Consider the following 24451-nt stretch of genomic DNA (forward strand, 5'->3'; position numbering starts at 1 on the left):
CCCGAAGAAGGAGAGCCCGCCGGAAGCCCGTCCTTACATCCGAGCTTCGGCATCGCGCAGCAGGCGGCGCAGGATCTTGCCGGACGTCGTCAGCGGCAAGGAATCGACGAAAGCCACCTCGCGCGGATATTCGTGCATCGACAGCCGCGTCTTCACCCAATCGGACAGGGCGGCGGCGAGAGAATCCGAGGCCGCATACCCCTCTGCCAGAACGACATAGGCCTTGACGATTTCGGTGCGCACCGGATCCGGCTTGCCGATGACGGCGGCCATGCGGACGGCGGGGTGGCCGGCCAGACAATCCTCGACCTCGCTGGGCCCGATGCGGAAACCGGACGAGGTGATGACGTCGTCATCGCGACCGAAGAAACGGATATAGCCGTCCGCATCCATCACGGCCTGATCGCCCGTCGTCATCCAGTCGCCGATGAACTTGGCCTGCGTCGCTGCCGGATTGCCCCAGTATCCGAGAAACATCACCGGATCCGGCCGTCGCACGGCAACCTGGCCCACCTGCCCGCGCGGCAGGACCGTCCCGGCCTGATCGATGATGTCGACCACGTGACCGGGCGCCGCCTTGCCCATGGATCCCGCCTTCAGCACGCCATAGGCCGCACTGGAGGAAATCACGATGTTGCACTCCGTCTGTCCGTAGAACTCGGAGATCGCGACGCCGAGCGCTTGCGACGCCTGCTCGAAGGTCTCGCGACCCAGCGCTTCCCCGGCGGCCCCGACCGTCCGAAGCTCGAAATCATACTGTGTCCTGGGATGCGCCACTGCCGTCATCAGCCGCAGCGCCGTCGGCGGGATGAACGCATTGCGCACCTTCATCTCCGACAGGATCCGGAACGCCATGTGCGGATCGAACTTTTGCGCCGGAGACGACACGACGGGAACGCCGAGCAGGAGCGACGGCAACAGCGCATTCAGCAGCCCGCCGGCCCAGGCCCAATCGGCCGGCGTCCACATGCGGTCGCCGGCCTGGGGCAGGCCGGCATGGTGAAACTGGAAGCCGGGAATATGGCCGAGCAGCACGCGATGCCCGTGCAGCGCGCCCTTCGGTGGCCCCGTGGTGCCGGATGTATAGATCATCAGGGCCGGATCGTCCGGCCCGGTCTCGGCCGCAACGAAACCGCTTGCCTCCGTGGCCGTAAGCGCATCGAAGGAGACCGTTGCGCCCGCCTCGGCCGCGCCCTCGCCGCCATCCGTGCAGACGATCAGGCGCAGATCGGGCACGCGCGCCCGGATATCCGAGAGGCGCGCGACGCCGGAACGATCGGTGATGACACTGCAGGCGCCGGCATCCCGCAGCCGGTATTCCAGCGCCTCGACGCCGAAGAGAAGGGCAAGCGGCAGCGCGATGCCTCCGAGCTTGTAGATCGCCGCATGCGCGATCGCCGCCGCGAACCCTTGGGGCAGCAGGATGGCGACGCGATCGCCCGGCCGGACCCCGCGCGCGAGCAGACCGGCCGCCAGGGCCGAAGACTGCGCCGCGAACGCGCCATAGGTCAGCGTCTGATGCTGTCCGTCCGGCTGGAAATGCTGCAGACAGACGCGCTCCGGCGCCCGCGCCGCCCAGGCATCGCTGACGGCGACGCCGATATTGAACACGCGCGGGATCTTCCAGGCGAAATCCCGGATCAGGGCGTCATAAGAGGTATTGGGGATGGACGAGGTGGGACGCATGAACCGCCGAGCGAGATGGAGACCGACATGGCGGCCGCCCCGACCCTATCATCCCCCTGCTCGGCAGATCAATCGAGGGCGACACGATCGCCCGCATGGATCCCGACCGAAGGACGCCCGCCTGCGCTGCTCGCCCGCCTGCCTGCCCGCCCGAGCTCACCCGAAATGCGCCAGGTCGTTGCCGCTCAGCCCATGAAGGGCGTGAAAGAGGGCATCCTGCGTGCGGTAACCGCTCTCGAACAGCGAGATCGCGGCGCTGGCCGCACTGACGCCGGCCTGCGTCCGCAACCCGATCCGCCGCTCGGCGCACCACGCAAAGACCGCACTCGCCACGACATCGACCTCACGTCGCTTTGGAACGCGGATCGTCGAAACTGCAAAAGAAGCCTGTGCCAAGGAAGCATCTCCCGTTCTGTAAGTGATGGCTTCAGAATGGCACGCACCGTCCTCTTTCGGCAAACGGCATGCGCCGGCCCGGTTAAGAAGCCACAGCACCTGTTCCAGGCTGAAACACGCCTCCCTGTGAAGACCGCGAAAATTCGGGGCAGCGGTCCTGCCGCACGCCGACGGCCGGGCCATACCCACCCCGTCCGGGCCGGTCCTCCCCCGCACCGCTGCGCCGCCTCCCGCGCACCGGCCGGAATTCCTCCCCGGAAACCGCCTGTAAAATGCCCCTTCTCGCAAAAAGCCGGCAAAGCAATTGCCAAAGCGCGCCCAATCTTTACCAAGCCTTCAGGATTGGCATGCGATTGTCATGGCACGCGCGGTTTGTAGAGCGTCCGCGCACCCTTCTCCCCCCGATCATCCCTCGATCACCCGGCAGGAAACCCTTTCGGCTTTCCCCTCGTGCCCTTTGGGCAGATGTGTTGATCTCGACCGAGGCCCTTGCGTTCGCAAGACGCGACCGTCACGTGTCTGTACGCGTCTGATGGAGGCCGCCGTCGAACCTCCGCCCACGGTATTCTGTCGGCCCACGTCAGCTGTTGTAGGTTCGCCGCAAGTCGCGCCGCCTAGACCAGTGAACTGCCGCGCTGCGACCGCTCGTCCCGGTTCAGAGCGTCCGCGATATCCCGCGCATCCTGCTTCTCGAGCCCGGTCAGATCCCGCCCGTCCGATGCCGCCGGCAGCCCGGTCATCTCGTCAACGACGGTCCAAAACCCGCTCCGCTCCTGCCGCACCCCATACCGCGTATCGACCATGTTGTGGCTCTCCGGTCCTGCTGGCGAGGAAATGAGGTGTCGGGGGCGAAGATCAAGGGGATGCTGCGGGGATAGGCTGGCGCGATAACGCGATCAGGTGGCCGTACCGTGCGGGCGGATCACAGGAAGGGAACCTCACCAATCGGCGCTTCACGCAGCTTGAGGAGCATCGCAAGCTGAAGCCGCGAGTGGCGTCGCTCTTCTCGTCTGACTTACGGAGAGACGCCCGTCCCCGATGCACTTGCTCCGCTGTTCCGCTCGCTAGTGGCTTTCAGCAGCAGGGCGGCGACACATATGGCGAGAGCAGGTGTGGCGGCTTTGACAGGATTGCTGTTCTCGCCGATCGAGGCACTGGCGAGCCCCTCCTCCCATCCGCATCCGCCTCTGTGCCCCGGCAAAATCACCTCTGCAAGCTCATAGGCATCCTGCAGATTGCTCGTGTAAGCCGGAACTCTCCCCACAACAGCGGGGCTCGCAGCACCCATGTTTGTTTCGAAAGCGTTCGCTGCATAAGCTCCCTCCACGCTCTCCTCTTCTGTGCGCGACCAGCCGAGAAGCGTGGCAATCATCATGTCCAGTTCACGGGAGCCCTGAGGAGCGTTCGCCAGCGCGCGGATAACGTCGATATAGCTCATTCCTTTGATCTCCCATGTTGCATCAGATGGAGCAACCTGTGATGCCTGAGTGGACGCAATGCGTATGGAAACGCAACAACAGACCCGTTATCGATGGGTCAGCAGATACATGAAGTCTATGAAGAGGAATACCCTTGAGGAGTCGTTCGATCCCTGGGCCGGCACGGTTCGATCCGGATCGAAGCGGAGAGCACGGGGGAATATTAGCAACTTCTCAATGTTTGAAAATACTTAAAAAGAGCACTCTTTGGAACAGATTGACCCCTCCTGTCCTCGCCTCTATGTTGCGACCGCTCAAAGCGAATCCGTTGCTGAAAGGGTCGGTTTTGAAGAACCCAAACACCGTCAACATCCTCATTGGTTACGACTCTAAAGAAATAGCTGCTTACCATGTACTTTCGCAGAGCCTGATTAAGCATTCGAGTCTTCCGCTCTCGATCACACCCATTGCCCTCGACAATGTCGCAAGCATCTTCACACGCGAGCGCAACAGCCTCCAGTCGACCGAGTTTTCCTTCAGCCGCTTTTTGGCCCCATATCTCTGCAATTTCGAAGGTTGGTCCATCTTCATGGATTGCGACATCATCGCTCGAAAGGATATCGCCGAGTTATGGGCACTGAGAGACGAACAATACTCTGTGATGGTGTGCAAGCATGACTACCAGCCCAAGGAAGACGTGAAGTTTCTCGGACAGGTGCAGACAAAGTATGAAAAGAAAAATTGGTCGAGCGTCATGCTGTTCAACAACAGCCGCTGCACGAACCTGACGCCTGACTATGTGTCGACAAGAAGCGGTCTCGAGTTGCATCAGTTCAAGTGGCTCGACGGAGATCACCAGATTGGCGGTCTCCCTCTCAAATGGAACCATCTGGTGGGCGTTTATGACTACGATCCCGAAGCGGCACTTGTGCACTATACCGAAGGCGGCCCCTATTTTGCAGACTACGCCGACTGCGATTATGCTGATGAATGGAATGCGATATTGAACGAAACAACATCCGTGGCGCAAAAATGAGCACACTTGTCTCTTTGAAGGGACTGGTGTCCCGCTTCGCCTTTACGCCATCGCTGAAACATGCGGTGGTCACGACCTTTCACAAGAAGGGCTACGAGGTCTATGGAAAGCGCTGTATCGAGACCTTTCTCGAGTACTGGCCGGCAGACGTCGAGATGCTCGTCTATGCGGAAGATGTTGATGTCGATATCAGCGATCGCCGCCTGACCGTGATTGATCAGGTACGAAATGTACCGAGACTGCATGAGTTTCGTGCACTGTACAAAGACAACCCTTACGCAAACGGCACGGACCCGCGCGGTAAAGGTGGATCAGACAATTTTCGATGGGACGCCATTCGATTTTCAAACAAGGTCTTTGCCGTCACCGACGCCATCGAGCGGACCAAGGGTTCATTCGATCAGCTCATCTGGCTTGATGCCGATACAGTGACGCACACGCAGTTTCCCAAGAAAATCATCGACAACCTTGCGCCGCGACGGAAACAGCTCGCTGCCTATCTCAATCGCAAGAGCTATCCGGAATGCGGGTGGGTCGGGTACAACCTGCACCACCCGGCCATTGATGATTTTGTTCACCGCTTCGAGCAATCCTATCTTTCAGGCCGCTTCCTGAAGTTGAAGGAGAGCCACGATAGTTATGTTTTCTGGGATATCGTGAAGGACATGAAGAAAAAGCGCGTTGCGGACTTCAAATATTTGGGCTCGGATACTGCGACTGGCCATATCTTCATCAACAGCGTGTTGGGTGGCTATCTTGACCATCTGAAAGGCGAGCGGAAGACGGACGGGAAGAGCCACGCAAGCGACCTGTATACAGGAAGGAAAGAGGGTTGGTGGCGCTAGCCTGCCCCCTCGCCTGTTGACAAACTCCTGCTACCGTCGCGGCAGCACCGGATATCAGCCTCGCTTGGAGATCGCCGCATCGCGACGCGAACAACGATCGTCCTTGATATGCTCGTGGCTGATGCTGCACACCTTAGGATCGCTTTAGATGAAATTGACAAAGGTCAGCCGCGAACGAAATGACTGGCATTTTTGGCAGGTCTTGGTCGTCTGCAGCGGAGCTGAGTTCCTCGCGTCCGGCCCCTCCCTTGTCCAGTCCCTGGAACTGAATTCACCAGATACCCGGCTTGTCGTGCTTCTCACGGACGGGGATAGCGCTGCGCGCTTATTGCTGCGGGATCTTGGACAGAAGCTCTTAAGCGTCGCTCTCTACGAGGCCCAGCTCGAAACAGCCGTGCCCTGCCGGGATCGCTATGTGCATGTCGCCGCGATCTTGGAGATGACCCAGATGCACACGCTGCTTCTGCAGGTCGACTCGTTCGTGCGCAGAGATCTGTCTCTGTTACCCACGGAGCTGCAGAAATGTGATTGCTCGATCCCCCTGCGGCTGGAGCGGGAACGTTCGCAGGACAGGGTCCGCCTGAGCTCCATCTGGCTGGCCCCGACCTACAACACGCAAAGCCTTCTCAAGGAGGCAACGCGGTACCTCCACGGCCATAAGGCCGCGACCTTGACGGAAATGGTCGAGCGGAAGGCATTCTACAATGCGCTGGTCAGATGCAGCGATTTTGTTCGACTGGTTCCGATGCCGATCAAGTTTTGCGACAGAAAGGATACTGCGTCCGCTTATATTCTTTCCGATCTCGCAACGCGTGTGGCGGACGCGCATGTTCGCGAAGAACAGGATCGGGTGAAGACACGGTTCGATGCGCCTGTGACGGATATCGTTTACTATCCCAAACAGGATGTCGGCACGAAGGCCATCCTCAAGAACAATCACTTCAAGCTTCGCCTGAGCCGTCTTTCGCGGCCCGGACGAATCTATTGGAGGTTCATGGCGCGTTTCCTCGCGGAAAGAGCGTGGAGCAATGGACGGAACGCCCGGATCGTCGCTCTTCCGCAGTGGGAGATAACGCCGGAGGAACTGCAAAAGCTGGGTCGCGACGTCAGTCACATTTACTTACCCCACATGATCAGGGAACAGTTGCGCCATCCCAAGGCTCGCTATTACATGCAGGAGCTTTTGCCAGACCTGTTCACCGTTGATGAGAATGGTTGGGGTGCTGCCTCCAAGGCGTTCAATTGCTCGGATTTCCTGCGTCATGACCCAGATCCGCGTCTTGACGCTTTTCTTGCCAAAATCAGAACGTCGCGGATCACCAAGGCGCCGCAGGCCAAGTCCCAGCAAGGCGAACTGCCGACATTCGCCATTCTGGTTCCCCTCCAGGTACCGGGCGACGACGCCCTCATTCACCACGCCAATATAGACCTGGAGGGCTTTGTCGAAACGCTCGCGGGCTTTGCGAACAGAGCGCGGGTGACGGTCCTTTTCAGAAAGCATCCCTACGACGAAACCACGTTCTACGACCGGATGAAGGAGCGCTTCGCGTCAGAGCATGTCGTGTTCGACAGTCGTGGGCATATTCACGACGCGCTCGAGCAGGCCAAGGCCGTCGCCGTTATCAACAGCGGCGTCGGTTTCGAGGCCATGATCTATAACAAGCCCCTCCTCTCCTTCGGACGCGCTGTTTATGATGAAGCCGTCGGTCGGGTGACCAACGACAATATCGACGACGTCTACGCGCAAATCATCAGTGAGAACGAGCAGACCCGGACCGAGCGCTATAGAAGGTTCATTTCCTGGTACGTCTTTGCCGTAGGGATCAAGATCAACGAGCAGATCCTCAACCTGGCGGAGGATCGGATCGCCACGCCCGCATATGGCGAAAACCCCGTATACCCCAACTTGGTCGCAGATGAATCGGCCGATGTCCGCGGCGTCAAGGTCGTCAAGCTGAAGCCCAAGCAGCCATGGATGCGCCTGCGCGCGAGATCCGAGCATATGCTTCGCTACTGGAAGAGGGCTTTTTCCAGACGGTGGCGCCGGTTCCGGAAAACGAACACGATTCAATACGATTCGAAACTCAAGGCACTTTTTCTGCGCGACCTTGATGAGAGCGTCTTTGCTGGGAAAACGGTCGCTCTGGTCGGCAACGCCTCTTCCTTGGGGCTGAGCGCGAATGGTGCCGAGATCGATCGGCACGACATCGTGATCCGCATGAACCTGGGGTATCCCCTGACAGTGCGGAGAGACGTCGATCTCGCGGATACCGACAGGAAATGGGTTCAGGGACAATTCGTCGATATGAAGTCGACGGGGCGGGAAGGCTTTACCCTTCTGCGCCCTGATGCCCCGGAGGATGTGGCCCGGAGGTTGACGAACATTCAGGCAACAGGGCGTAAAACGGATATCTGGTCATGCTCCACCAGCGACCGCAACCGTCAAGTCACCTATGCGCCGGTGTTCGACTGCACGAAGGTCGCCTGCCACCCGGCCTATCATCATCTCTCGTGGAAGCTCCTGCTCAAGAATACCGTCATGCGAATGCCGCAGTCCGTGTTTGAGGATTTGACCACCTCGTTGCAACTCGAGCCAACGTCGGGCCTTATTTGGATCGAGTATCTCACCCGCACGTCGATGAAGTCGCTCGATCTCTATGGGTTTGATTTCTTTGCATCGGGCCATATCACGCGGACGACGCCGAACGTTCTGAGCGCAAGCGGCACGTGGCCGCATGACCCGGCGATTGAACGTGCCTACGTGTTCGAAACCGTGTTAAAGACGGACGCACGGGTATGTCTGGTGACGCGTGATACGTTGGACACAACAGCTTGAAACGAGAAGATCTGTGCATTGCTTTCCATCCGCAACTTGCTACCTGCTGCATCCGAAATCCCCATGAAAGGCGTGTTTACAAAGAAGGTAGCGTTTGCGCCTGGCATAGAGGTACGCGTGGAAACGCCCGTTCGTTTCAACGACGTCAAGTTTCGCTCCAACATACAAGTGGGGGCGTACACGTACTTTCGTGGGGCGGATCTCTCAAGGCTGGCGAAGGTTGGTCGATATTGCAGCATTGCACCCGGATTTCGGTGCGGCGAAGCCAGTCATCCGCTGACATGGCTCAGTACATCTCCCTTCCAGTACTCGGACAACAAATTCGAGTTTGAAAAGCTGATCGGCGCGTTTGAGTTCGAACCCCGCACAGCCGAAAACGATCCGACGGCCGCGCGGGGCGATCCGAGCATTGGTCACGATGTATGGATCGGATCCAACGTCACGATCATGCGTGGCGTGACCATCGGACACGGCGCTGTGGTTGCAGCCGGCTCCGTGGTGACCAAGAACGTTCCGGCCTATGCCATGGTCGGCGGCGTACCAGCAAAGGTCATACGCATGCGCTTTGAAAGGCCACTCGCGAAGCGAATGCTTCAGTTCAAGTGGTGGCGGTTTGACGCCAAGGATCTGAGTGGCCTCAAGTTCAGCGACCCGGAAGCTGCACTCGATGAGCTCGCAGAGAGAGAGAGGCTCGGGCTGCAAGCACGTCCCGTCAGGTACACTCTTGTGGACCACAAAGACCTTTGAGCGAACCGACCCGGGGGCATAGACGCCCTCCCACAAATTTTTCGCCGTCCATGAACTCGATAGGCCACATTACCCCTTTTGGAGATAAGTGCGCGCTTCAGGTTGCTGAGCATATCGAATGAACCCAACAAACCGGCCATACAGTGCAGGCGAGCGCCAGGAGCGCGCTCGCCTGCACATGGTAGCGTTTTGGGAATCCCGGCATGAGTACCGGATTCACGGTTCAAGGTTGGGCGGCCTGCACAGCAAGCAGATCACGCTTCGCCGAAGCGTGATTCGGATCAATTTTCAAAGCTGACTCGAAAAGCTTCTTCGCCTCGTTATGCTGATCCTGATCAATCATCGCAGCTCCAAGGCGCCAATGATACTCGGCGACAGATGGATCAAGCCTTAGCGCTGCCTGGAGGAACGGGAGCGCGCTAGCTTTGTCGCGTGCGCGTGCGTACCCAATTCCGAGTTTGTAGTTCAGCCGAGCATTGTCAGGCATGTGCTGCAAAGCGACCTTCAGGATCTCGACGCCCTTTTCGGGTCTGCCTGCCCTAAGCAGGCAAACGCCATAGTCAGCATAAATCGGCCCTAGATCCTCCGCGCTAATAGCCGTCGTCTGAGATGGGATAACCGTGCTGAAAACGGTGCAAGCCTCCTTGTACTGCCGCAACTTGAAGAATTTTGCCGCCAAGACTAGGCGATCCTTCGTACCAAGCCTGTCGGCTTTCTTGAGGAGAACAGCATCTGTTTCCACATTTGTAGGAGCGGCAGCGGGACTAGCCAGCGGCTGCTTCGGCCGCACGCCAGCAGAAGGACAGTATGAGTATAGGACCGTGTCCATGATAAACCCGACAACATCTCGCTCAACGTGAATATTGTCCCGCGTGTAAGCTCGCGAACGATCAGTCAAGGTCACTATTTCGTACGACGGGAAATAGTCCGTCATGTCATGAGACCTGACGAACTCTTCACATGCAGCTCGCTGAACGCTCTTGCTATAGCAATTTGCCATAAGCGCATCGTCGCCTGTGAATGTCGCTTTAAAAGGCACAGGTGACGTCGTTATCAGAATCTTGGTATGCGCGGCGCCGTATTTGCGGACGAGCGAGTGGATGCGTTCGAGAGACGCGAGAATCTCTCCGTAGCTCAAGACGTCGAGGGCAAACCGGTTGGGATAACGCCGTCGTGCCTCTACCGGCGGAATACCGTTGAGATACAAATCCGCTTCCAAGTCGAACCAGCTTTCGGCAAGCCCCAAGGTTATGATCACCACATCGCTGGTGGCAAGTTCTCGCATCGCTGCCATGACATCCGCCCTGCGCGCGGAGACGCGATCAAATGTAGTGGGCGGTAAATTGTAGCCGAGATGAGGATCAACCCAAAGTCCGGGTCCAGCCTCAAGGAACAACTTATCTTCCGGATGCGGCAACCCTTCAAAAGCCCAGCGAATCTCGTTTTCCATCGAGTGAACAGAATACTTGTTCAGTACGTCATTTGGCGTCTGTGTAACACGCTCTTCTGGAGGCACATTGATCTTCAACATCGGCAATTCAAAGCCGATGCTATCAAGATGCTTCTCAATTTCGCGTGCGAAACAAGATCCGATTGTGATGATTTTTGCCCCAGGCTCAAAAGTAAATGAAGAGCTAGGAGACAGTTCCGCAACCCCACCCAATCGGGTCTGGGGCTTACGACCATCGGGCCATGATGAGCGGCGGACATTCTTTTGTAAATTCTCAAGCGCGGCGGCGCCCTCAAGACGGAGCAATGGCAAGAATGCCTCCATGAGTTGTTGTATCGTAAGACGGGATAAGCCGAGGAGAAGGCTAACGCAACTCAATTACATGTTTTCCAGAAAGCCGTCGTCAGACCTAGGCGGTCTTCGGCTTACAGCTCCTCAAACCCAGCACACGCAAATGAGGTAGACGCTAACAGCCTGCCCAGGATCGGGATTGAGCGATCGGGACGATGAAGATTCATAGCCGGTGTCCGGATCCGGTTGGCAGCACCACGTGGGGCCGGACGACCCCGGGGTTCTATCGCTGCGCCCCGCGGAAGGAAGCGAGCTCTGCTGCCTTCGACTGCTTCCCCTGCCGATTGGCGAGACATCTCGGCCTCACAGACGACCGTTATCAGCGCGACGAAAGCTTTCGTCTAGGCAGGTTTTGCGGCGCTCAGTATGGCAATGCAGAGCGCAAGCGGCGCGCTGGTCGCGGCAGCCTCGACCGTGCGATTGCCATACTCCACAGATGCGTTGCTCCCGGTCCCGCCCCAGGTCACGGCGCAGATCAGGGTTGGAGAAATCTGGTTTGCAAGCTCATATGCAGACTGAAGGTTCGTCGTATATCGCGGCACCTTGTCCGGGTCCGCGGTGCCGGGGTTCACCCAGAACAGCCGTTCGCCCTTTTCTCCAGACTTTTTATCGACATAAGGGAACGACCGCCTTTCCCAACCCAGGAGATAGGCAACCTGTCCATCGAGCGTTCGCGAACCGATAGGAGCTTGCTGGAGCTGACGGATAACGACGTCGAAACGAGCCGATTTTTCATTGCCCAACGCGTCAGTTACTGTTCTTTCCACGTGCAATCCTGTCCCTGAGCCTCATGGCGACAACCTGTTCCATTGTACTAGCAAGAAGCATCTTAAAAATGAAGTCGGGATCAAACGCCGCATCGCAAGCATGTGCCTCATGAAAAATGCGCTGTATCTCGGTGGGTCTGTCGTCGTCGATCGCGCCTCGACGGCGGCGTATCAACACGAACTGCGATTGCCGTTCCTAACGCAGGCATACCCGCTTTTTCGCTCTCAGACCCGCAGGAATGGCGTACAAACGCTTCTTTCGCGGCAGGGGCGTCACCTTGATTTGACCCGATTGGGAAGCTACGATGTTGAGCACTTGTTGCAAGGCGCCCCTGCGTCGGAAGGTCTGACCCGTTGAGTAAGATGAAAACACACCTTCGAGTGGTGGCGGCGCTCGTAATTCGTGAAATGTCGACCCGCTTCGGGAGAAAGCCCGGCGGTTACGTCTGGGCACTTCTCGACCCGCTTGCGCACATTGCCTTTCTCTCGTTCATCTTCATGGGGATTGCTCGTCATCCCCCTCTTGGCGCGAGCTTTATCCTGTTTTTCGCCACGGGCTATATCGGGTTTATGTTTTATCAGGCGTCGGCCGGCTACGTAACCGGCTCTGTCAGAGGCAACCGACCACTGCTCGCCTATCCGAACGTTGCGCCGATCGATACAGTGTTCGCGCGCCATATACTTCAGGTCGGGACCAATATCGTTGTCAGCCTTGCCGTTTTACTGCCGATCACCCTATCGCTCAAGCACCCCGTCGAGATCAGTTGGGTGCCTCTGATCGAGGGCGCGAGTGCCGGCGGAGTGTTGGCTCTCGGCATCGGCTCCACGAATGTCGTGCTGTTCCAGCAATTCCCCGTCTACGAGAAGATTTTCGCAATCGTGAGCCGCCCGCTCTTCATGCTGTCGGGTGTGTTTTATCTGCCGGATACCCTTCCTCCCCAGATGCGCGAGATCATTCTCCTAAACCCTGTTGCACATGTCATCATGTCGTTTCGGAAGGGATTCTATCCCGAATATCGCGCTGTCGGTTACGATCCCGGCTATATGTACGCCATTGCTCTTTCGGTACTGGTCCTTGGAATGTGCGTCTTTACCTCGTCGCGAAGGGTTTTGAGGGGCCGCTAGGATCAACTCTCGGTGAGAGCCGTGATGGCCTCCGGTTACCACATTGGCATCAAATCAGTCAGCCATCACAAACATTGTGTCTCCGGCGCTGCCTTGCTAGGAATGCCGTATTCAGTTTCTGAAGAGCAGACACAGATCGGCAGAGGCCGAGGTGTCGGCTTTTGGAGGTATGGTTCCGGGACACACATCCCGTTCGATTTCAAGGAAGAACGACATGGCCGTCGCCCCCCATTCTGAAGTGTCCGTCGGCGAAGGTACGCACAGAGTGACCTTTTCCAACACCGGCAGGCTGTCCCTGATCGCCGGTCCCTGCCAGATGGAGAGCCGCGACCATGCGTTCATGATCGCCGGCACCTTGGTTGAGCTCTGCAGCAAGCTCGGTCTCGGCCTCGTCTACAAGTCCTCCTTCGACAAGGCGAACCGCACGTCGATGTCCGGCAAGCGCGGCATCGGTCTCGACAAGGCGATGGAAATCTTCGCCGACCTCAAGGCGGAATATGGCTTCCCCGTCTTGACCGACATTCACACCGAAGAGCACTGCGCACGCGTCGCCCCGACCGTCGATATCCTGCAGATCCCGGCTTTCCTGTCGCGTCAGACGGACCTGCTCGTGGCCGCCGCCAAGACAGGCCGGGCGATCAACGTCAAGAAGGGCCAGTTTCTGGCGCCCTGGGACATGAAGAACGTCCAGAGCAAGTTTCTCGAGAGCGGGAACCCGAACGTGCTGCTATGCGAACGCGGCGCCTCGTTCGGCTACAACACGCTCGTCTCCGACATGCGATCGCTGCCGATCATGGCGTCGCTCGGTTCGCCGGTCGTGTTCGACGCGACGCACTCGGTCCAGCAGCCCGGCGGGCAAGGCGGATCGTCGGGTGGGCAGCGCGAGTTCGTGGAAACGCTGGCGCGCGCCGCCGTGGCCGTCGGCGTGGCCGGCGTGTTCATTGAGACGCACGAAGACCCCGACAACGCGCCGTCCGATGGACCGAACATGGTGCATCTGAAAGACATGCCGCAGCTTCTCGAAAAGCTGCTCGCCTTCGACGCCATTGCCAAAGCATAGACGCAATTGGGTCTCATGGACCTTCGACACGAAGATATGGAAGGAGTCGCGGCATGATCAAACGCGCTTTGCAACTCGTTGAACACGATGTGATTGATTCGGCACTGCGAACGCTCTCCTTTGGAAAGCAGGGGCTGGACGCGCTCGAGGCCGCCATGGCCAATGGTCTCGGCGATGCCTTCCGCAAGGCAGCGGCGCTGATCGGCGAAAGCGACGGTCGGGTCATCATCACGGGCATCGGCAAAAGCGGGCATATCGGCAGCAAGATTGCCGCCAGCCTCGCATCGACGGGCACGCCGTCCTTCTTCGTGCACCCGGTCGAAGCCAATCACGGCGATCTCGGCATGATCACGCCGGCCGATGTCGTGCTGGCGCTGTCCTGGAGCGGAGAGACGGCCGAGCTTCAAGGGATCGTGTCCTTTACGCGTCGCTTTTCCGTGCCGCTGATCGCGCTGACATCCGGGGAACACTCGGCCCTTGCGCGCGGCGCCGATATCGTGCTGCTTCTGCCGAAGGCGACGGAAGCCTGCCCGCACGGACTGGCGCCGACGACCTCGACGCTGATGCAGCTCGCCATGGGCGATGCCCTTGCCGTCGCGCTGCTCGAAGCGCGGGGCTTTTCGGCAACCGACTTCCGCGTCTACCATCCAGGCGGCAAGCTCGGCGCCATGCTCTCGCATGTCAGCGACCTCATGCACACGGGCGACCATCTGCCGCTCGTGGCGAAAGGCTGCTCCATGCCGGATGCGATCCACGAGCTGTCGGCCAAGCGGTTCGGCTGCGTCGGCGTGGTGGACGACGACGGCCGTCTCTGCGGCGTCATGACGGATGGCGATATCGCCCGCCACCTCGATGGCCGCCTCGGGTTGATGACGATCGACGAGGTCATGACCCACAACCCGAAGACGGTGGGAAAAGGCACGCTGGCGACCGCTGCCATGGCGATCCTGAGCAAGCACGGCATCGCGGCCCTGCTGGTGGTGGACGACGACAGAAGGCCGATCGGGATCGTCCATTTCCACGATCTCCTGCGCGCCGGCGTGGCCTGAAGCCTCTCTGGGGGCGGTCCATTGTCACCAGGGTCGACGCAGCAGGCGTTGCACCCCGGTGCATACTCCGCCTTGCCTGCTCCGACCGTCGTCACGACCGTTGGAGAAAGAAACACGCGCTTGCGGCAGAGTTGGCGATCCGCGCCATGCCGCGGCCGTGCGGGAGCGGCCTTGGTCGCCATGCGAAAGCGCGGCGTTGATGTGCGCTGACCTCGGCGCCCATGCCCGTGCCCGTGCCCGTGATCAGGACGAGGACTGGGCGCGTCCAAGCCCTAGAGACCCTGGTCCCGTTTCCCCATGGCGTGCGGCGGCCTCACCGTTCCTCCAATGCCCGCACTTGCCGGTCCAGCCGCTTGACGATTTCGAGCAGAGCGGAGAAGGCGCGTTCATACTTGAAACCCTCGACGGCACCGCCCGGACCCCGGATCACCAGAGGCTCAAGGCCAAGTGCGGCGGCTTGATCCGCAATCGAACCCATATGATCGGTTTCAGGATCATCGCCCTCGCAGAGGCTTTTGTAGAGCTTGCCGTCGAGCAGGAGCATCGCATCGAGCATCTCGTCCGGGATCGGCCTGACATCCGTTTTGTACTTGAGCGCAGAAGTCGAGCGTCGCAGACGCCCATCGCTGTCCACCATCACGTTTGCGGCGTTCGCCGTTGTGCCGGCGTAGACAGGAGGCGACGCAAGGCTACCTCCGTCATAGGAAAGGAAGGTGACGTTGCTCCGCTGGAACGTCACGGTGCCTTCGCCCCAGCGCTGGTCGTAGGCCGTTCCCCAGACGGTCTCGTTGTCGGCCATCCATCCCCAGGTGGTGATGGCATCGCCAACCATATTCTGGAGGCTTATCCGACCGTCGGCCCGCCATGAGCGAAGGGTCAGGCCCGACATGCCCGTCTCGCCATCCGAGAGGAAGTCGAACCCGTTGTGATAGCCGGGGCCTTGGAAGGAAATCCGGCGTCCCTTGTCACCACGCGGGATCCAGGCTCGCGGCAGCACGTCGCCCGTGTCGTCGGGTATATCCGCGCTGATATTGCAAAAGAACTCGCCCTCGAACCGCAGCAGATCGCCTCGGTGCGGAGTCGTCTGGGCGCTGGTGCGGATGCGACCGCGCCTTTGCGCCTTGGGCACGCCTTGTGATGTCTGGTACGACAACCATGCCGCACTCGTTTCTGCAAAATTGCGGCCACCCGCCACGTCGAGATTGGACCAGGACCCGATGTCGAACATCCAGATGCTGGCGCAATCGAAGCGGCAGCTTTCGAACGACAGGCCTTGCGCGCCGCCCAGCCCGGGGATGGCATAGTTCAGGCGGATCAGGGCACCATCTGCTTCCCGATAGGCAAGGGTCTCGCCGCTGCTGTCGTTGTAGAACTCGCAGGCACGAAATTTCGTGTCGGAGATGCCGTTTGCGGCATAGGCGGCGTTCGGACCGCTCTCGACCACCAAGGCACATGCCCCTTCGAACCGGCAGACGTCCCAGAGATTGTTCGTCAGCCCATAGTCGTAGAGCGTCGCGTAGTCGGACGTGAACCATGCGGGAAGGTGAGCCAGCGTCATCATCCGCGGATTCGATCGCCCCCATGTGGCGTCCAGACGGCACGCCGCTTTTCGCCATGCGCCGCGCACGTCGAGGCCCGAATAGAAACCCCGGGACACGCCGCACAAAAGCAGGCCGACATCCCAGGAATCGGCATCGCGGCCCGTCTGAAGCGTGATGTCGATCACGCCGCCATTCTCGCCGAGTTCGGCGATAAGGGGGCGCAGAAGGACGTCCGTTCCATCGCCGCTCTCATCGGTCCAAAGCCGCGGTGTGCCGGGCCCCGATGTGTGAAACACGGTTCCGGTCAGCGGATGGGCGACCCCGGCGGTTGTGTCTCCGTACTTGCGCAAGACGTTGTGCCGAACAGTGCCTCTCAGCCGGACAGAGGACGGGCGATACAGGGTATCGTCGACAAAGAAGAAGCCGGCCGCATGGACATCTCCTCCGCCCTTCGAATACTTGAAATCGATCGCGTTCTGGATTGCCGCCCGGTTGATGGCCGCATCCGCGGGCGAGGCCGAGCCCCTGGCCCCGAACATGCGAACATCGATGTTCAGCGCGTTGGCGTACGACCACCAACCGCCATCTGCCGTCTGCCTGTGCCATGCCCTGACCGGACTTGGAGGCGAAGGCAGCCGGTACATCCTGAAGCTGTCGCAATCGTCGTCAAGATAGTAGCCATGCAGGTCTACAACGGCGATGATCGACGGTATGAACGCGGCGACGAATTGCGCCATCGTGTTGAACGGCAGTATGCCCAGCCCAGACGGGAGGTTCCCATCCTTCCCGGCGATCATCGGGTTCAACCCGGCGCCGCCTGCATGCGTTGCGGCTGCTGTCCCCGCGGTGAGAGCCGACACTCCAAACAGCAGATGTCTGCGCGTTCCGTCCAAAGCAGGCTTTCCCTCGTTTCGCGATCCGAACGCGATTTCGTTTCCCACAGCATGTTTGCTGGAGGCCGCATCGAGCGTACACGGGGCTACGGTAGAGGAAATCTTGGCGAAAGTGGACCCGGAGCCATCGGGACAGGGAACAAGCCCCGGCGTCGTCGGCGCTTGTTCCGACGTGCAGATCTCCGGAGAGGACTTTTTGTCCGCCCGGTACCGAGGCCATGTCTTGAGCAGGGCATCAACCTGTCGGTAACGGTCGCGGAGGATCGTCTCAGCGGGACGTATGCGTTCCGCGAACTAAAACTTAGGACCGAGCACGTCAGTGCTGCCGTTGCAACGCGGCGCGACCTCCAGCACCTCGCGCGTCATGATCTCCGACGGGAAGACAGATCAAGCATCGCTGCCCAGCTCAAGCGCCTTCACGACAAGGTCCGGTTCCCGTGGGGCTTCTACAGGCGACGGGTCAGAAATGCCGGCGCTGTGGCCAGCCAAAAGCCGGGTATAGGAACGCTCGGCGGCCTCCGCGGCTGCAATATGCGAATGGGCCTGTCCGGCGTTCTGATCGGCCTCGAGGCCTTCATGGTTCGTGGTCAACTCCCAGTGCCAGCCCTCGTCGAGACTAATGTCGGACACGGCAAGGTAGATACGCGCAACGGCTTTGTTTCCGTCGAGGCCTGTGAAGTCACCATGGCTGGTCGGGTTCGCCTTACGCCATTCCAGCGGGACGACAAAGGTGGGGCTGCTCTTGTTCATGGGATCGAAACTTGTGTCGTTCCCCGTTGTTCCCAGGAACACGTCGGACGGTGAACTTCGGATGAAGGGCAAACAAGTGCCTTTCCGACCTATCAATCGGACCCGCACGCGTTACCTAGCATGTTCGGACGTCGGTCGTCGTCTGGCACCCTGGCATGGATGGAGGATGCATGTTCCTGCGCACAGTCGATTGGCCGAGAGCCGTCGCGATGGTGGCCGATATCGCCAAAGGAACCGCGTCGGTCACGCTCCGGACGTATTCGCGAAAAGATGACAAGGCTGACGCTGCGGTCAACATCTATGGCTGGGCCTTTCACCAGATCCAGGCGTTCGGCGAGTCCGAGAAACGGGCAACCCGACTTGTGGATACGCAACAGCTCACCCAGGCCCTCCTGGGGATAGCGACGCCGGACGCAGAGTCTTTCACCTATGAGGTGGAGAGCGGCCGGGACTACGCTGTTGAAGCGCAATCGATCGTCAAGGCATTTGGCGATGTTGCCGTAACGGTGGTGTCGGCGGACGTCGGCAAGGTGTCGATTACCTGGTTCACCGTTGTGGTTCGACTGAACAGCGACCTCATTCACTGGAAGATGCAGTATCACGAGCGAGATATCCGGCTCTCGAGCCCCCGCCCATAGGCGGTGACGGTGTGTGCTCCCGCACTTGTTGAAGCCGGAGACCCGCCAAGGCGGCGGAACTCGCACCCGTCCCCGCAGTTGTCGTTGGTGAAGGAGCAAGACCATGACCAATGAGAACGAAGAACGGGCCAACAATGCAGGCCTCGATAGCAGAAATGTGACCGAGCCATCGGCGCTCGATGTTGAGCGGCAACCTCAGCCCGACAAGGCACCGGAGACGGACTCAAATCTCAACACTGCCCCGCCTGTGAGGATGGGGCGCGGATCTGAAGCGGCAGAGAAGCCGACGGAAGCGGATACAGCCGATAATCCGATCCATCATACAGGCCATCTCCCAGCACCGGTGACGAGCAACCGATAAGCAATTCATCTTCGGAGGATTGTAACAATGACGGATCACAAGAAGACACATGGCGTCGATCTGCAGGAGCCCACCGGTACGCCGGAACAAAGGGCTTCCAGGGAGCAGGAGCCGCCTGTCCGAGAGTCCAGTGAACAATATTCGAAAGACGTCACGGACCGCAGTCTGATGCCGATCGGCTCCACATTGAAGAAAGGGAAGCCGACCGTGCCGTGACGGGTCAGCACGACACGATCTTGATATCGGCCTCCCGAGCCGCCTGCAGAAATTGCAGGCGGCTTTGTTCCGGCTGTGCAGCATCTTGCAACACGGATTTGCATGTCCTGACGGCTCTCTCGTAAAAAATACCGTTCCGCAGAGGCCATTCGTTGCGAAGGACCTTTGCTGCCTCTTTTGCGCTTGTCACAATGCGATAATGCCCATGCCCATACATCTCAAGCGTAACGGGCTGGTCCCAAATCTTCGTGTCCATGGTGTCCTCCACCCATAGAACCTGATGGTTGGCCGTGTGGTTCCCCATCAAACGAATGACACTGATCGCTATCGAAGCTCAACCCACAAGAGTGTCCATTCCTCTCCCGGTGCCCGATGCCGATAGATCCCTTGACCCTCAAACTGCATGATCTTCGTTATTGAGATGATGTCCGCCGCGGTATGGGCCGCGGGCAGCGAGGCCTGCTCCAGAACGGCCTCTAGCTGCTCCAGCGACGTCGTTCCCTCAAGAGCAGCGCCCGCCGCTCTCTCAATCTTCCAGGCGTACTGGTTCATCTCGTCACCATCTTATCTGCGCAAAGCGTCTTGGATCGTGACCGATGCCGGCACTGCGCCGGCTTCGTTCGTCATTCCGATGATCCTGATGTTCCTCGTTCGCCTTAACCGCAGGCCGTCGCTGGCGATGAAGAAGATCGGGTCGAGCGCTTCTGCCCGTCATTCTCCAAGGTTGGCCCATTCCGTCCCTCTGGGATCAGGAACAGCTCATCTGCGCGTTGCATGTTGAGAGAATACCGAGCCGCAGCGGAAGCTTTGCAGACGGCAGCATTCGCAAGCTTGGAGCGTTCTCTGTGTCCTCTCGTCCCATGATGCGGAGCCAAACAGGGCAGGTGCGCGGAGGTTTCGGTACGGGATGGGACCAAAGGCGTGTGGCTGTCTTCGCCCAAAAACATCGAAGCGGAGCAAAACACCGATTGAGCGCGTGAAGTTGCTCGGAGCGGGTGCGCCGTCCTCGGCCCTTGGTAACCTTCGCCGCCCAAAGCTTTCGTGCCTCAACGCCTGCGCACGGTGCATGGCATGCGGATCTCAGCGATATTCGCCAGCTCTCTTCACCGCGGGACTGGACCCCATCCGCGACGACGGTATCGATCTATATGGAAAGTGGCGAACGGAAGCGCGCGGCCTCGGGCTGTTCCCGAGGGTGGGCACGGCTGCAATCGAAGGCCGACGCGGCCAGTCGCAAAAAGAGCTTCAAAGGCTTTGGAGAGGACAACAGATCCTTAAAGGATCAGAATCCCATGTCCCGCAACCTGTCTCGCTGCGGGGCTCCACCGTCGCGCAAGCGAGCTTTCGTGACGTCATTCCCGTTTCGCGCCAAGATCACTCCGCTGGTCGAACCAGAATTTCCACACGACGGTTCTTTTGACGCCCTTCGGGGTCATCCTTTCCTTGCGGTGTTTCATTCGGCGCCACGGGATTGGCTTCACCGCGTCCTTCGGTCGTGATCAATGCGGTCTGGAAGTTTTGCTTGCGGACAAGGAAGTCCTTGACCGCTTCGGCCCTCCGGACAGAGAGCTTCAGATTGTAGCTGTCGCTGCCCTTGCTGTCGGTATAGCCATCCACCAGAAACAGCGCCTTCGTGAAGCGTTGGCGGACATCGTCCGACATCGCCTCCAAAGCCTGTGTCGCCTTCGAACGCAGTGTTGCCTTGTCGAAATCGAAGAGAATGTCGGCCGACAGGGTGTAGCGAACGCCGCCTTCAACCTCCTTGACCTCCAAGCCCTTCACGACCGGCGGAGGCGGAGCAGCGGGCTTTGGGCCGAGCGCCAATTCGTCGTCCGTCATAGGGGGCGACGCGAACGCAATCCCAGGGGAGGCAAAGCCAATCCCGGGCGATGAGAAACTGATGCTGGGCGACGACGCCGAAAACCCCGGCGGAACTGTCGCTGGTGCGCTTTGCGCCATCGCGCCGCTCACCGTCGCCAGGAAAACGCCCGTTGCGATCGCGAGGTTGCCCATCATTTGACCGCTACATCCATGATCGGCACGGTCGAGCCAAATCGGACGGCGAACGGGCCGGGGCTGGTTGCGGGCGGTGCAAACCAGGCCCAGGCCTTGAATGTCTCGCCGGGATTGAGCGGTGCTTCCGGCGGCTGCGTGCAGAGGCACTCGCTGGCGACGCCGATCTTGAAGCTCACCTTGTTCGGGAAGTCGTAGAGCGTAATCTCGTTCAGACCGTAGGCAGCACGGCCGATACCAATTTCCGCGATGTTGACCGCCGCATTGCTGTTATTGATGACCTCGTAATCAAGCTGCACGATGTCCTGGCCCGGCACGCGCTTGAGGTCGACAATCCGGGCACTTACCCCCGACTGAAGCTCGACCGTCATCGGAGCGCTCTGCGCGAACGCTGCCGAAGTAAAAACAAGCGACAGACCCGTCAGAAGCAGTATGGCTGAACGGCTCGGCATGGTTCTCCCTCCCTATCGAACAGGCCACAGACTACAACTTTGCCCTTATCTCACAAGATCCACGATCGTTTTTCCGAACGGTGCCGATCCCGGCTTGGGACCGCGATAACCATCCCCGAGGCAATCCATGGAGACCGGATTGCGAGGACGACGAATGCGTGCCAAGCCGCTCGATCGAGACACGACGGGCAGCGCAAAGCGGACTGAGACAAGGCATCAATCGCTAAGGGTTTTTTATTGGTGAGAATAATCTCTCTGGTGCCCCATGCCGGAGTCGAACCAGCACTCCTTTCGGAACTCGATTTTGAGTCGAGCGCGTCTACCAATTCCGCCAATGGGGCACGGGAGAGGCAGGAACGGGATTTATACGGGTGGACGGGGCTTGGTCAACCGGGATTCCGTCGGAATGCAGCGCAATCGCTTGCCGTCATGGCTGAGGGCGCTTCGCCGTTGACCGGACAACAGGTTGGTCGGGTTGCGGAAGACATGCGGGGAAGACGTGTGGCGGAAAGCATGCGCCGAGGAGCATGGTCCGCTCATGCCTGTCGTCCGAACGTGTAGAGCGGTTTCGGGAAACGACATGCATCCAAACCAGCCCTGAATTGCGTTGCGTGAATCCCTTTTCACGCAACGCGCTTGAGGGTGCGGGACGGCTGGCTGGCGTGGCGCCAGCATGCGCCCCGTGAAAAACCATGGTGCGGAGCAACATCCATTGTGCAGGCGCGATTTACAGTTGGGCCGTTCGTGCATAAAAGCGAGAGCATGCCCTTCGGGGCACCGCCGTTTTACCGCCCGGCTCGGGATATCGTCGCGAGTTTCGGGCCAGCGCTGCGCGCGGGATCCCGTCCCGCCTGCCGTCTGAACGAGGATTTGCCGATGCTCCGCAGCCTTTACGACTGGACCATGTCGCTTGCCGCCCGCAAGTCGGCGGAGGTCTGGCTTGCCGTCATCGCCTTCGTGGAAAGCTCCGTCTTCTTGGTGCCGGCCGACGTGCTGTTCCTGCCGATGGCGCTGGCGCGGCCCGAGCGGGCCTGGCGCTATGCGGCGATCGCGACCGTCGCCTCCGTCCTCGGCGGCATTGCCGGCTGGTATCTCGGACATTATGCGTTCGAGGCGCTGGCCCGCCCGATCCTCGAATTCTACGGCAAGCTCGAGGCGTTCGACACCATGCGGGCCTCGTTCAGCAACGAAATGCTCGTTCTGCTGCTCGTCACCTCGGGGCTTGCCCACCTGCCGCCGATCAAGGTCGTCACGATCCTCTCCGGCGTCGCGGGCATCCATCTCGGCTTGTTCATCATGTGCGCCGTCATTGCGCGTGGCGCGCGCTTCTTCCTGCTCGCCTGGCTGCTGCGCCGCTACGGCGAGGAGATCCGCCATTTCATCGAAAAGCGTCTCGGCCTGATCTCGGCCGTCATCGCTGCCGTGCTGATCGTTCTTTTCATCGCCTACCGCTTCTTCCTGCACAATCCGGAGATCGTCACGCCCTGACCGGGCGACGCCTTTCCGGGTCGCCGGCCGGCGCGAAACCGATTTCGGTCGCCGGCCATATGCTGTAAGCCCGTCGGCAACATCGACGCCAACCCGCCTTTCGGAGCCTTGAGATCGTGACCGAGACCGTGACCGCCCTTCGACGCTCCCCTGCCCTGCCCGCAGCCGTCCTCGTCACGCTCGGGATGATCGTCACGGTGGGAACCGCGCTCGGCTTCGAGCATCTCGGCGGCTATATCCCCTGCGCCCTCTGCCTGATGCAGCGCGAGCCCTATTATTACGGCATTCCCGTCGGCCTGCTCGCCATCCTCAGCGCAGCCTTCCCCATGCCGGCCTGGCTGCCGCGCCTGCTGCTGGCCGTCGTCGCGCTGATGATGCTGGTCGGCGCGGGCATCGGCATCTACCACGCGGGCGTCGAATGGCATTTCTGGGCCGGCCCGGCAAATTGCTCGACGACGGCGCAGGGCGTCTCGCCCAATGTCGGCGACCTCCTGGGCGATCTCGACAGCAAGCATGGGCCCTCCTGCACGGATGCGGCCCTGCGCGTGCTCGGCCTTTCCTTTGCCGGCTGGAACGTGCTGGCGAGCTTGGTGCTGGCGGCCATCGCCATCCGCGGCGCCGTCAAAGCCCGGTAAAAACCGAAAAGGGCGCCCTCATGTGGCGCCCTCGAAACCCATCGGCAATCCGTCAACGCCAAGCCTTACGGCTGCAGTTCGACATCCCAGTAGAGATAGTCCATCCAGCTTTCGTGCAGGAAGTTCGGCGGAAACAGCCGGCCATTGTTGTGCAGGTCCTGCACGGTCGGGTGGTACGGTTTCTGGTGGGGGAACATGCCGGCATTGCGGGGCATCTTGCCGCCCTTGCGCAGGTTGCAGGGCGAACAGGCGGCGACCACGTTTTCCCACGTCGTCTGGCCGCCATGGCAGCGCGGAATGACATGGTCGAAGGTCAGGTCGTCGGGCGAGCCGCAATACTGGCACTCGAAACGGTCCCGCAGGAACACGTTGAAACGCGTGAAGGCCGGATGACGCGAGGGCTGAACATAGCTTTTCAGGCAGACGACACTCGGCAGTTTCATCGAGAAGCTGGGCGAGGAGACCTGATGTTCGTATTCCGCGAGAATAACCACACGGTCAAGGAAGACCGCCTTGATCGCGTCCTGCCAGGACCAGAGCGACAAAGGGTAATAACTGAGAGGCCGGTAGTCCGCGTTCAACACGAGCGCAGGCAAGGCCTGAGGTGAGACTGCAATCGTCAAGTCCAGTGACTCCTGATCGATTCGGCATCTGCCCTTCTATATTAGGCTCGTTACGTCAGGATTGTGAAGCCGAAA

The 24451-nt window shown here is 59.9% G+C and carries 25 protein-coding genes and 1 tRNA gene; 12 read left to right on the forward strand and 14 right to left on the reverse strand.

The annotated features are described in order from the left end of the window. Nucleotides 1–33: 33 nt before the first annotated feature. The 4 genes from ASG03_RS07285 to ASG03_RS07300 form a co-directional block, all read right to left on the reverse strand. On the reverse strand, nt 34–1686 hold the full coding sequence (locus ASG03_RS07285; protein WP_062693121.1) for an AMP-binding protein: 1653 nt from the start codon (nt 1684–1686) through the stop codon (nt 34–36). Nucleotides 1687–1842: 156 nt separating this feature from the next. Beyond that, on the reverse strand, nt 1843–2082 hold the full coding sequence (locus ASG03_RS07290; RefSeq protein ID WP_062693122.1) for a hypothetical protein: 240 nt from the start codon (nt 2080–2082) through the stop codon (nt 1843–1845). Nucleotides 2083–2696: 614 nt separating this feature from the next. Further along, complete coding sequence (locus ASG03_RS07295; protein ID WP_062693123.1) at nt 2697–2885, reverse strand: hypothetical protein; 189 nt, start codon at nt 2883–2885, stop codon at nt 2697–2699. A gap of 212 nt (nt 2886–3097) precedes the next feature. Next, nucleotides 3098–3520, reverse strand: a complete 423-nt coding sequence (locus ASG03_RS07300; protein WP_062693124.1) for a hypothetical protein — start codon at nt 3518–3520, stop codon at nt 3098–3100. Nucleotides 3521–3801: 281 nt separating this feature from the next. Between ASG03_RS07300 and ASG03_RS07305 the strand changes: the two genes are divergently transcribed. The 4 genes from ASG03_RS07305 to ASG03_RS07320 all read left to right on the forward strand — a co-directional run bounded on the left by ASG03_RS07305 (nt 3802) and on the right by ASG03_RS07320 (nt 8964). Then, nucleotides 3802–4536, forward strand: coding sequence for a glycosyltransferase (locus ASG03_RS07305; protein WP_156381783.1), 735 nt, complete (start codon nt 3802–3804; stop codon nt 4534–4536). After that, on the forward strand, nt 4533–5381 hold the full coding sequence (locus ASG03_RS07310; RefSeq protein WP_062693125.1) for a hypothetical protein: 849 nt from the start codon (nt 4533–4535) through the stop codon (nt 5379–5381). The genes ASG03_RS07305 and ASG03_RS07310 overlap by 4 nt, the downstream gene beginning before the upstream one ends. Nucleotides 5382–5529: 148 nt before the next feature. Next, entirely contained in the window at nt 5530–8217 is a 2688-nt protein-coding gene (locus tag ASG03_RS07315; RefSeq protein ID WP_062693126.1) for a glycosyltransferase family 29 protein, read from the forward strand. A gap of 63 nt (nt 8218–8280) precedes the next feature. Beyond that, on the forward strand, nt 8281–8964 hold the full coding sequence (locus ASG03_RS07320) for a CatB-related O-acetyltransferase (protein WP_062693127.1): 684 nt from the start codon (nt 8281–8283) through the stop codon (nt 8962–8964). Between the two features lie 223 nt (nt 8965–9187). Here ASG03_RS07320 and ASG03_RS07325 read toward each other — a convergent pair whose 3' ends face one another. Next, entirely contained in the window at nt 9188–10738 is a 1551-nt protein-coding gene (locus ASG03_RS07325) for a GSCFA domain-containing protein (RefSeq protein WP_082475610.1), read from the reverse strand. Nucleotides 10739–11106: 368 nt separating this feature from the next. Beyond that, the gene (locus tag ASG03_RS07330) at nt 11107–11532 is read right to left on the reverse strand and encodes a hypothetical protein (RefSeq protein ID WP_156381758.1); all 426 of its coding nucleotides are present in this window, start codon (nt 11530–11532) and stop codon (nt 11107–11109) included. A 354-nt stretch (nt 11533–11886) separates the two neighbouring features. On the opposite strand from ASG03_RS07330, the gene ASG03_RS07340 reads away from it, so the two are divergent. The 3 genes from ASG03_RS07340 to ASG03_RS07350 all read left to right on the forward strand — a co-directional run bounded on the left by ASG03_RS07340 (nt 11887) and on the right by ASG03_RS07350 (nt 14766). Next, a complete protein-coding gene (locus tag ASG03_RS07340) occupies nt 11887–12657 on the forward strand; it encodes an ABC transporter permease (protein ID WP_156381759.1) in 771 nt (256 codons plus the stop codon). 214 nt (nt 12658–12871) lie between these two features. Further along, nucleotides 12872–13717, forward strand: a complete 846-nt coding sequence (kdsA, locus tag ASG03_RS07345) for a 3-deoxy-8-phosphooctulonate synthase (protein WP_062474738.1) — start codon at nt 12872–12874, stop codon at nt 13715–13717. 53 nt (nt 13718–13770) lie between these two features. After that, nucleotides 13771–14766: a KpsF/GutQ family sugar-phosphate isomerase gene (locus ASG03_RS07350; protein WP_062474740.1), complete on the forward strand. Its 996-nt coding sequence runs from the start codon at nt 13771–13773 to the stop codon at nt 14764–14766. A 313-nt stretch (nt 14767–15079) separates the two neighbouring features. On the opposite strand, the gene ASG03_RS07355 is transcribed toward ASG03_RS07350, so the two are convergent. Beyond that, nucleotides 15080–17113 (reverse strand): tail fiber domain-containing protein, encoded by a 2034-nt coding sequence (locus ASG03_RS07355; RefSeq protein ID WP_156381760.1) that lies wholly within the window; start codon nt 17111–17113, stop codon nt 15080–15082. Nucleotides 17114–17587: 474 nt separating this feature from the next. Continuing rightward, the gene (locus tag ASG03_RS07360) at nt 17588–17950 is read right to left on the reverse strand and encodes a hypothetical protein (protein ID WP_062474746.1); all 363 of its coding nucleotides are present in this window, start codon (nt 17948–17950) and stop codon (nt 17588–17590) included. Nucleotides 17951–18120: 170 nt separating this feature from the next. On the opposite strand from ASG03_RS07360, the gene ASG03_RS07365 reads away from it, so the two are divergent. The 3 genes from ASG03_RS07365 to ASG03_RS07370 all read left to right on the forward strand — a co-directional run bounded on the left by ASG03_RS07365 (nt 18121) and on the right by ASG03_RS07370 (nt 19165). After that, nucleotides 18121–18588, forward strand: coding sequence for a hypothetical protein (locus tag ASG03_RS07365; RefSeq protein WP_062474749.1), 468 nt, complete (start codon nt 18121–18123; stop codon nt 18586–18588). A gap of 103 nt (nt 18589–18691) precedes the next feature. Beyond that, a complete protein-coding gene (locus ASG03_RS21380; RefSeq protein ID WP_062474752.1) occupies nt 18692–18949 on the forward strand; it encodes a hypothetical protein in 258 nt (85 codons plus the stop codon). Between the two features lie 27 nt (nt 18950–18976). Beyond that, a complete protein-coding gene (locus ASG03_RS07370; protein WP_062693132.1) occupies nt 18977–19165 on the forward strand; it encodes a hypothetical protein in 189 nt (62 codons plus the stop codon). 4 nt (nt 19166–19169) lie between these two features. On the opposite strand, the gene ASG03_RS07375 is transcribed toward ASG03_RS07370, so the two are convergent. The 5 genes from ASG03_RS07375 to ASG03_RS07395 form a co-directional block, all read right to left on the reverse strand. Further along, nucleotides 19170–19421: a DUF982 domain-containing protein gene (locus ASG03_RS07375; RefSeq protein WP_162241366.1), complete on the reverse strand. Its 252-nt coding sequence runs from the start codon at nt 19419–19421 to the stop codon at nt 19170–19172. Nucleotides 19422–19489: 68 nt separating this feature from the next. Beyond that, nucleotides 19490–19717, reverse strand: a complete 228-nt coding sequence (locus tag ASG03_RS07380; protein ID WP_062474761.1) for a hypothetical protein — start codon at nt 19715–19717, stop codon at nt 19490–19492. 822 nt (nt 19718–20539) lie between these two features. Continuing rightward, nucleotides 20540–21181, reverse strand: a complete 642-nt coding sequence (locus tag ASG03_RS07385) for an OmpA family protein (protein ID WP_062693134.1) — start codon at nt 21179–21181, stop codon at nt 20540–20542. Beyond that, entirely contained in the window at nt 21178–21630 is a 453-nt protein-coding gene (locus ASG03_RS07390) for a hypothetical protein (RefSeq protein ID WP_062693135.1), read from the reverse strand. The genes ASG03_RS07385 and ASG03_RS07390 overlap by 4 nt, the downstream gene beginning before the upstream one ends. Before the next feature lie 256 nt (nt 21631–21886). Continuing rightward, nucleotides 21887–21971, reverse strand: a tRNA-Leu gene (locus ASG03_RS07395). 535 nt (nt 21972–22506) lie between these two features. Between ASG03_RS07395 and ASG03_RS07400 the strand changes: the two genes are divergently transcribed. Next, entirely contained in the window at nt 22507–23118 is a 612-nt protein-coding gene (locus ASG03_RS07400) for a YqaA family protein (RefSeq protein ID WP_062693406.1), read from the forward strand. A 116-nt stretch (nt 23119–23234) separates the two neighbouring features. After that, a complete protein-coding gene (locus ASG03_RS07405) occupies nt 23235–23753 on the forward strand; it encodes a disulfide bond formation protein B (protein WP_082475611.1) in 519 nt (172 codons plus the stop codon). Between the two features lie 65 nt (nt 23754–23818). Here the strand turns inward: ASG03_RS07405 and ASG03_RS07410 are convergent, their stop codons facing one another. Then, nucleotides 23819–24376, reverse strand: a complete 558-nt coding sequence (locus tag ASG03_RS07410; RefSeq protein ID WP_062474798.1) for an HNH endonuclease — start codon at nt 24374–24376, stop codon at nt 23819–23821. Nucleotides 24377–24451: the final 75 nt, after the last annotated feature.

Origin of the sequence: Rhizobium sp. Leaf341 (assembly GCF_001424325.1) — a bacterium.
GTDB lineage: Bacteria > Pseudomonadota > Alphaproteobacteria > Rhizobiales > Rhizobiaceae > Ferranicluibacter.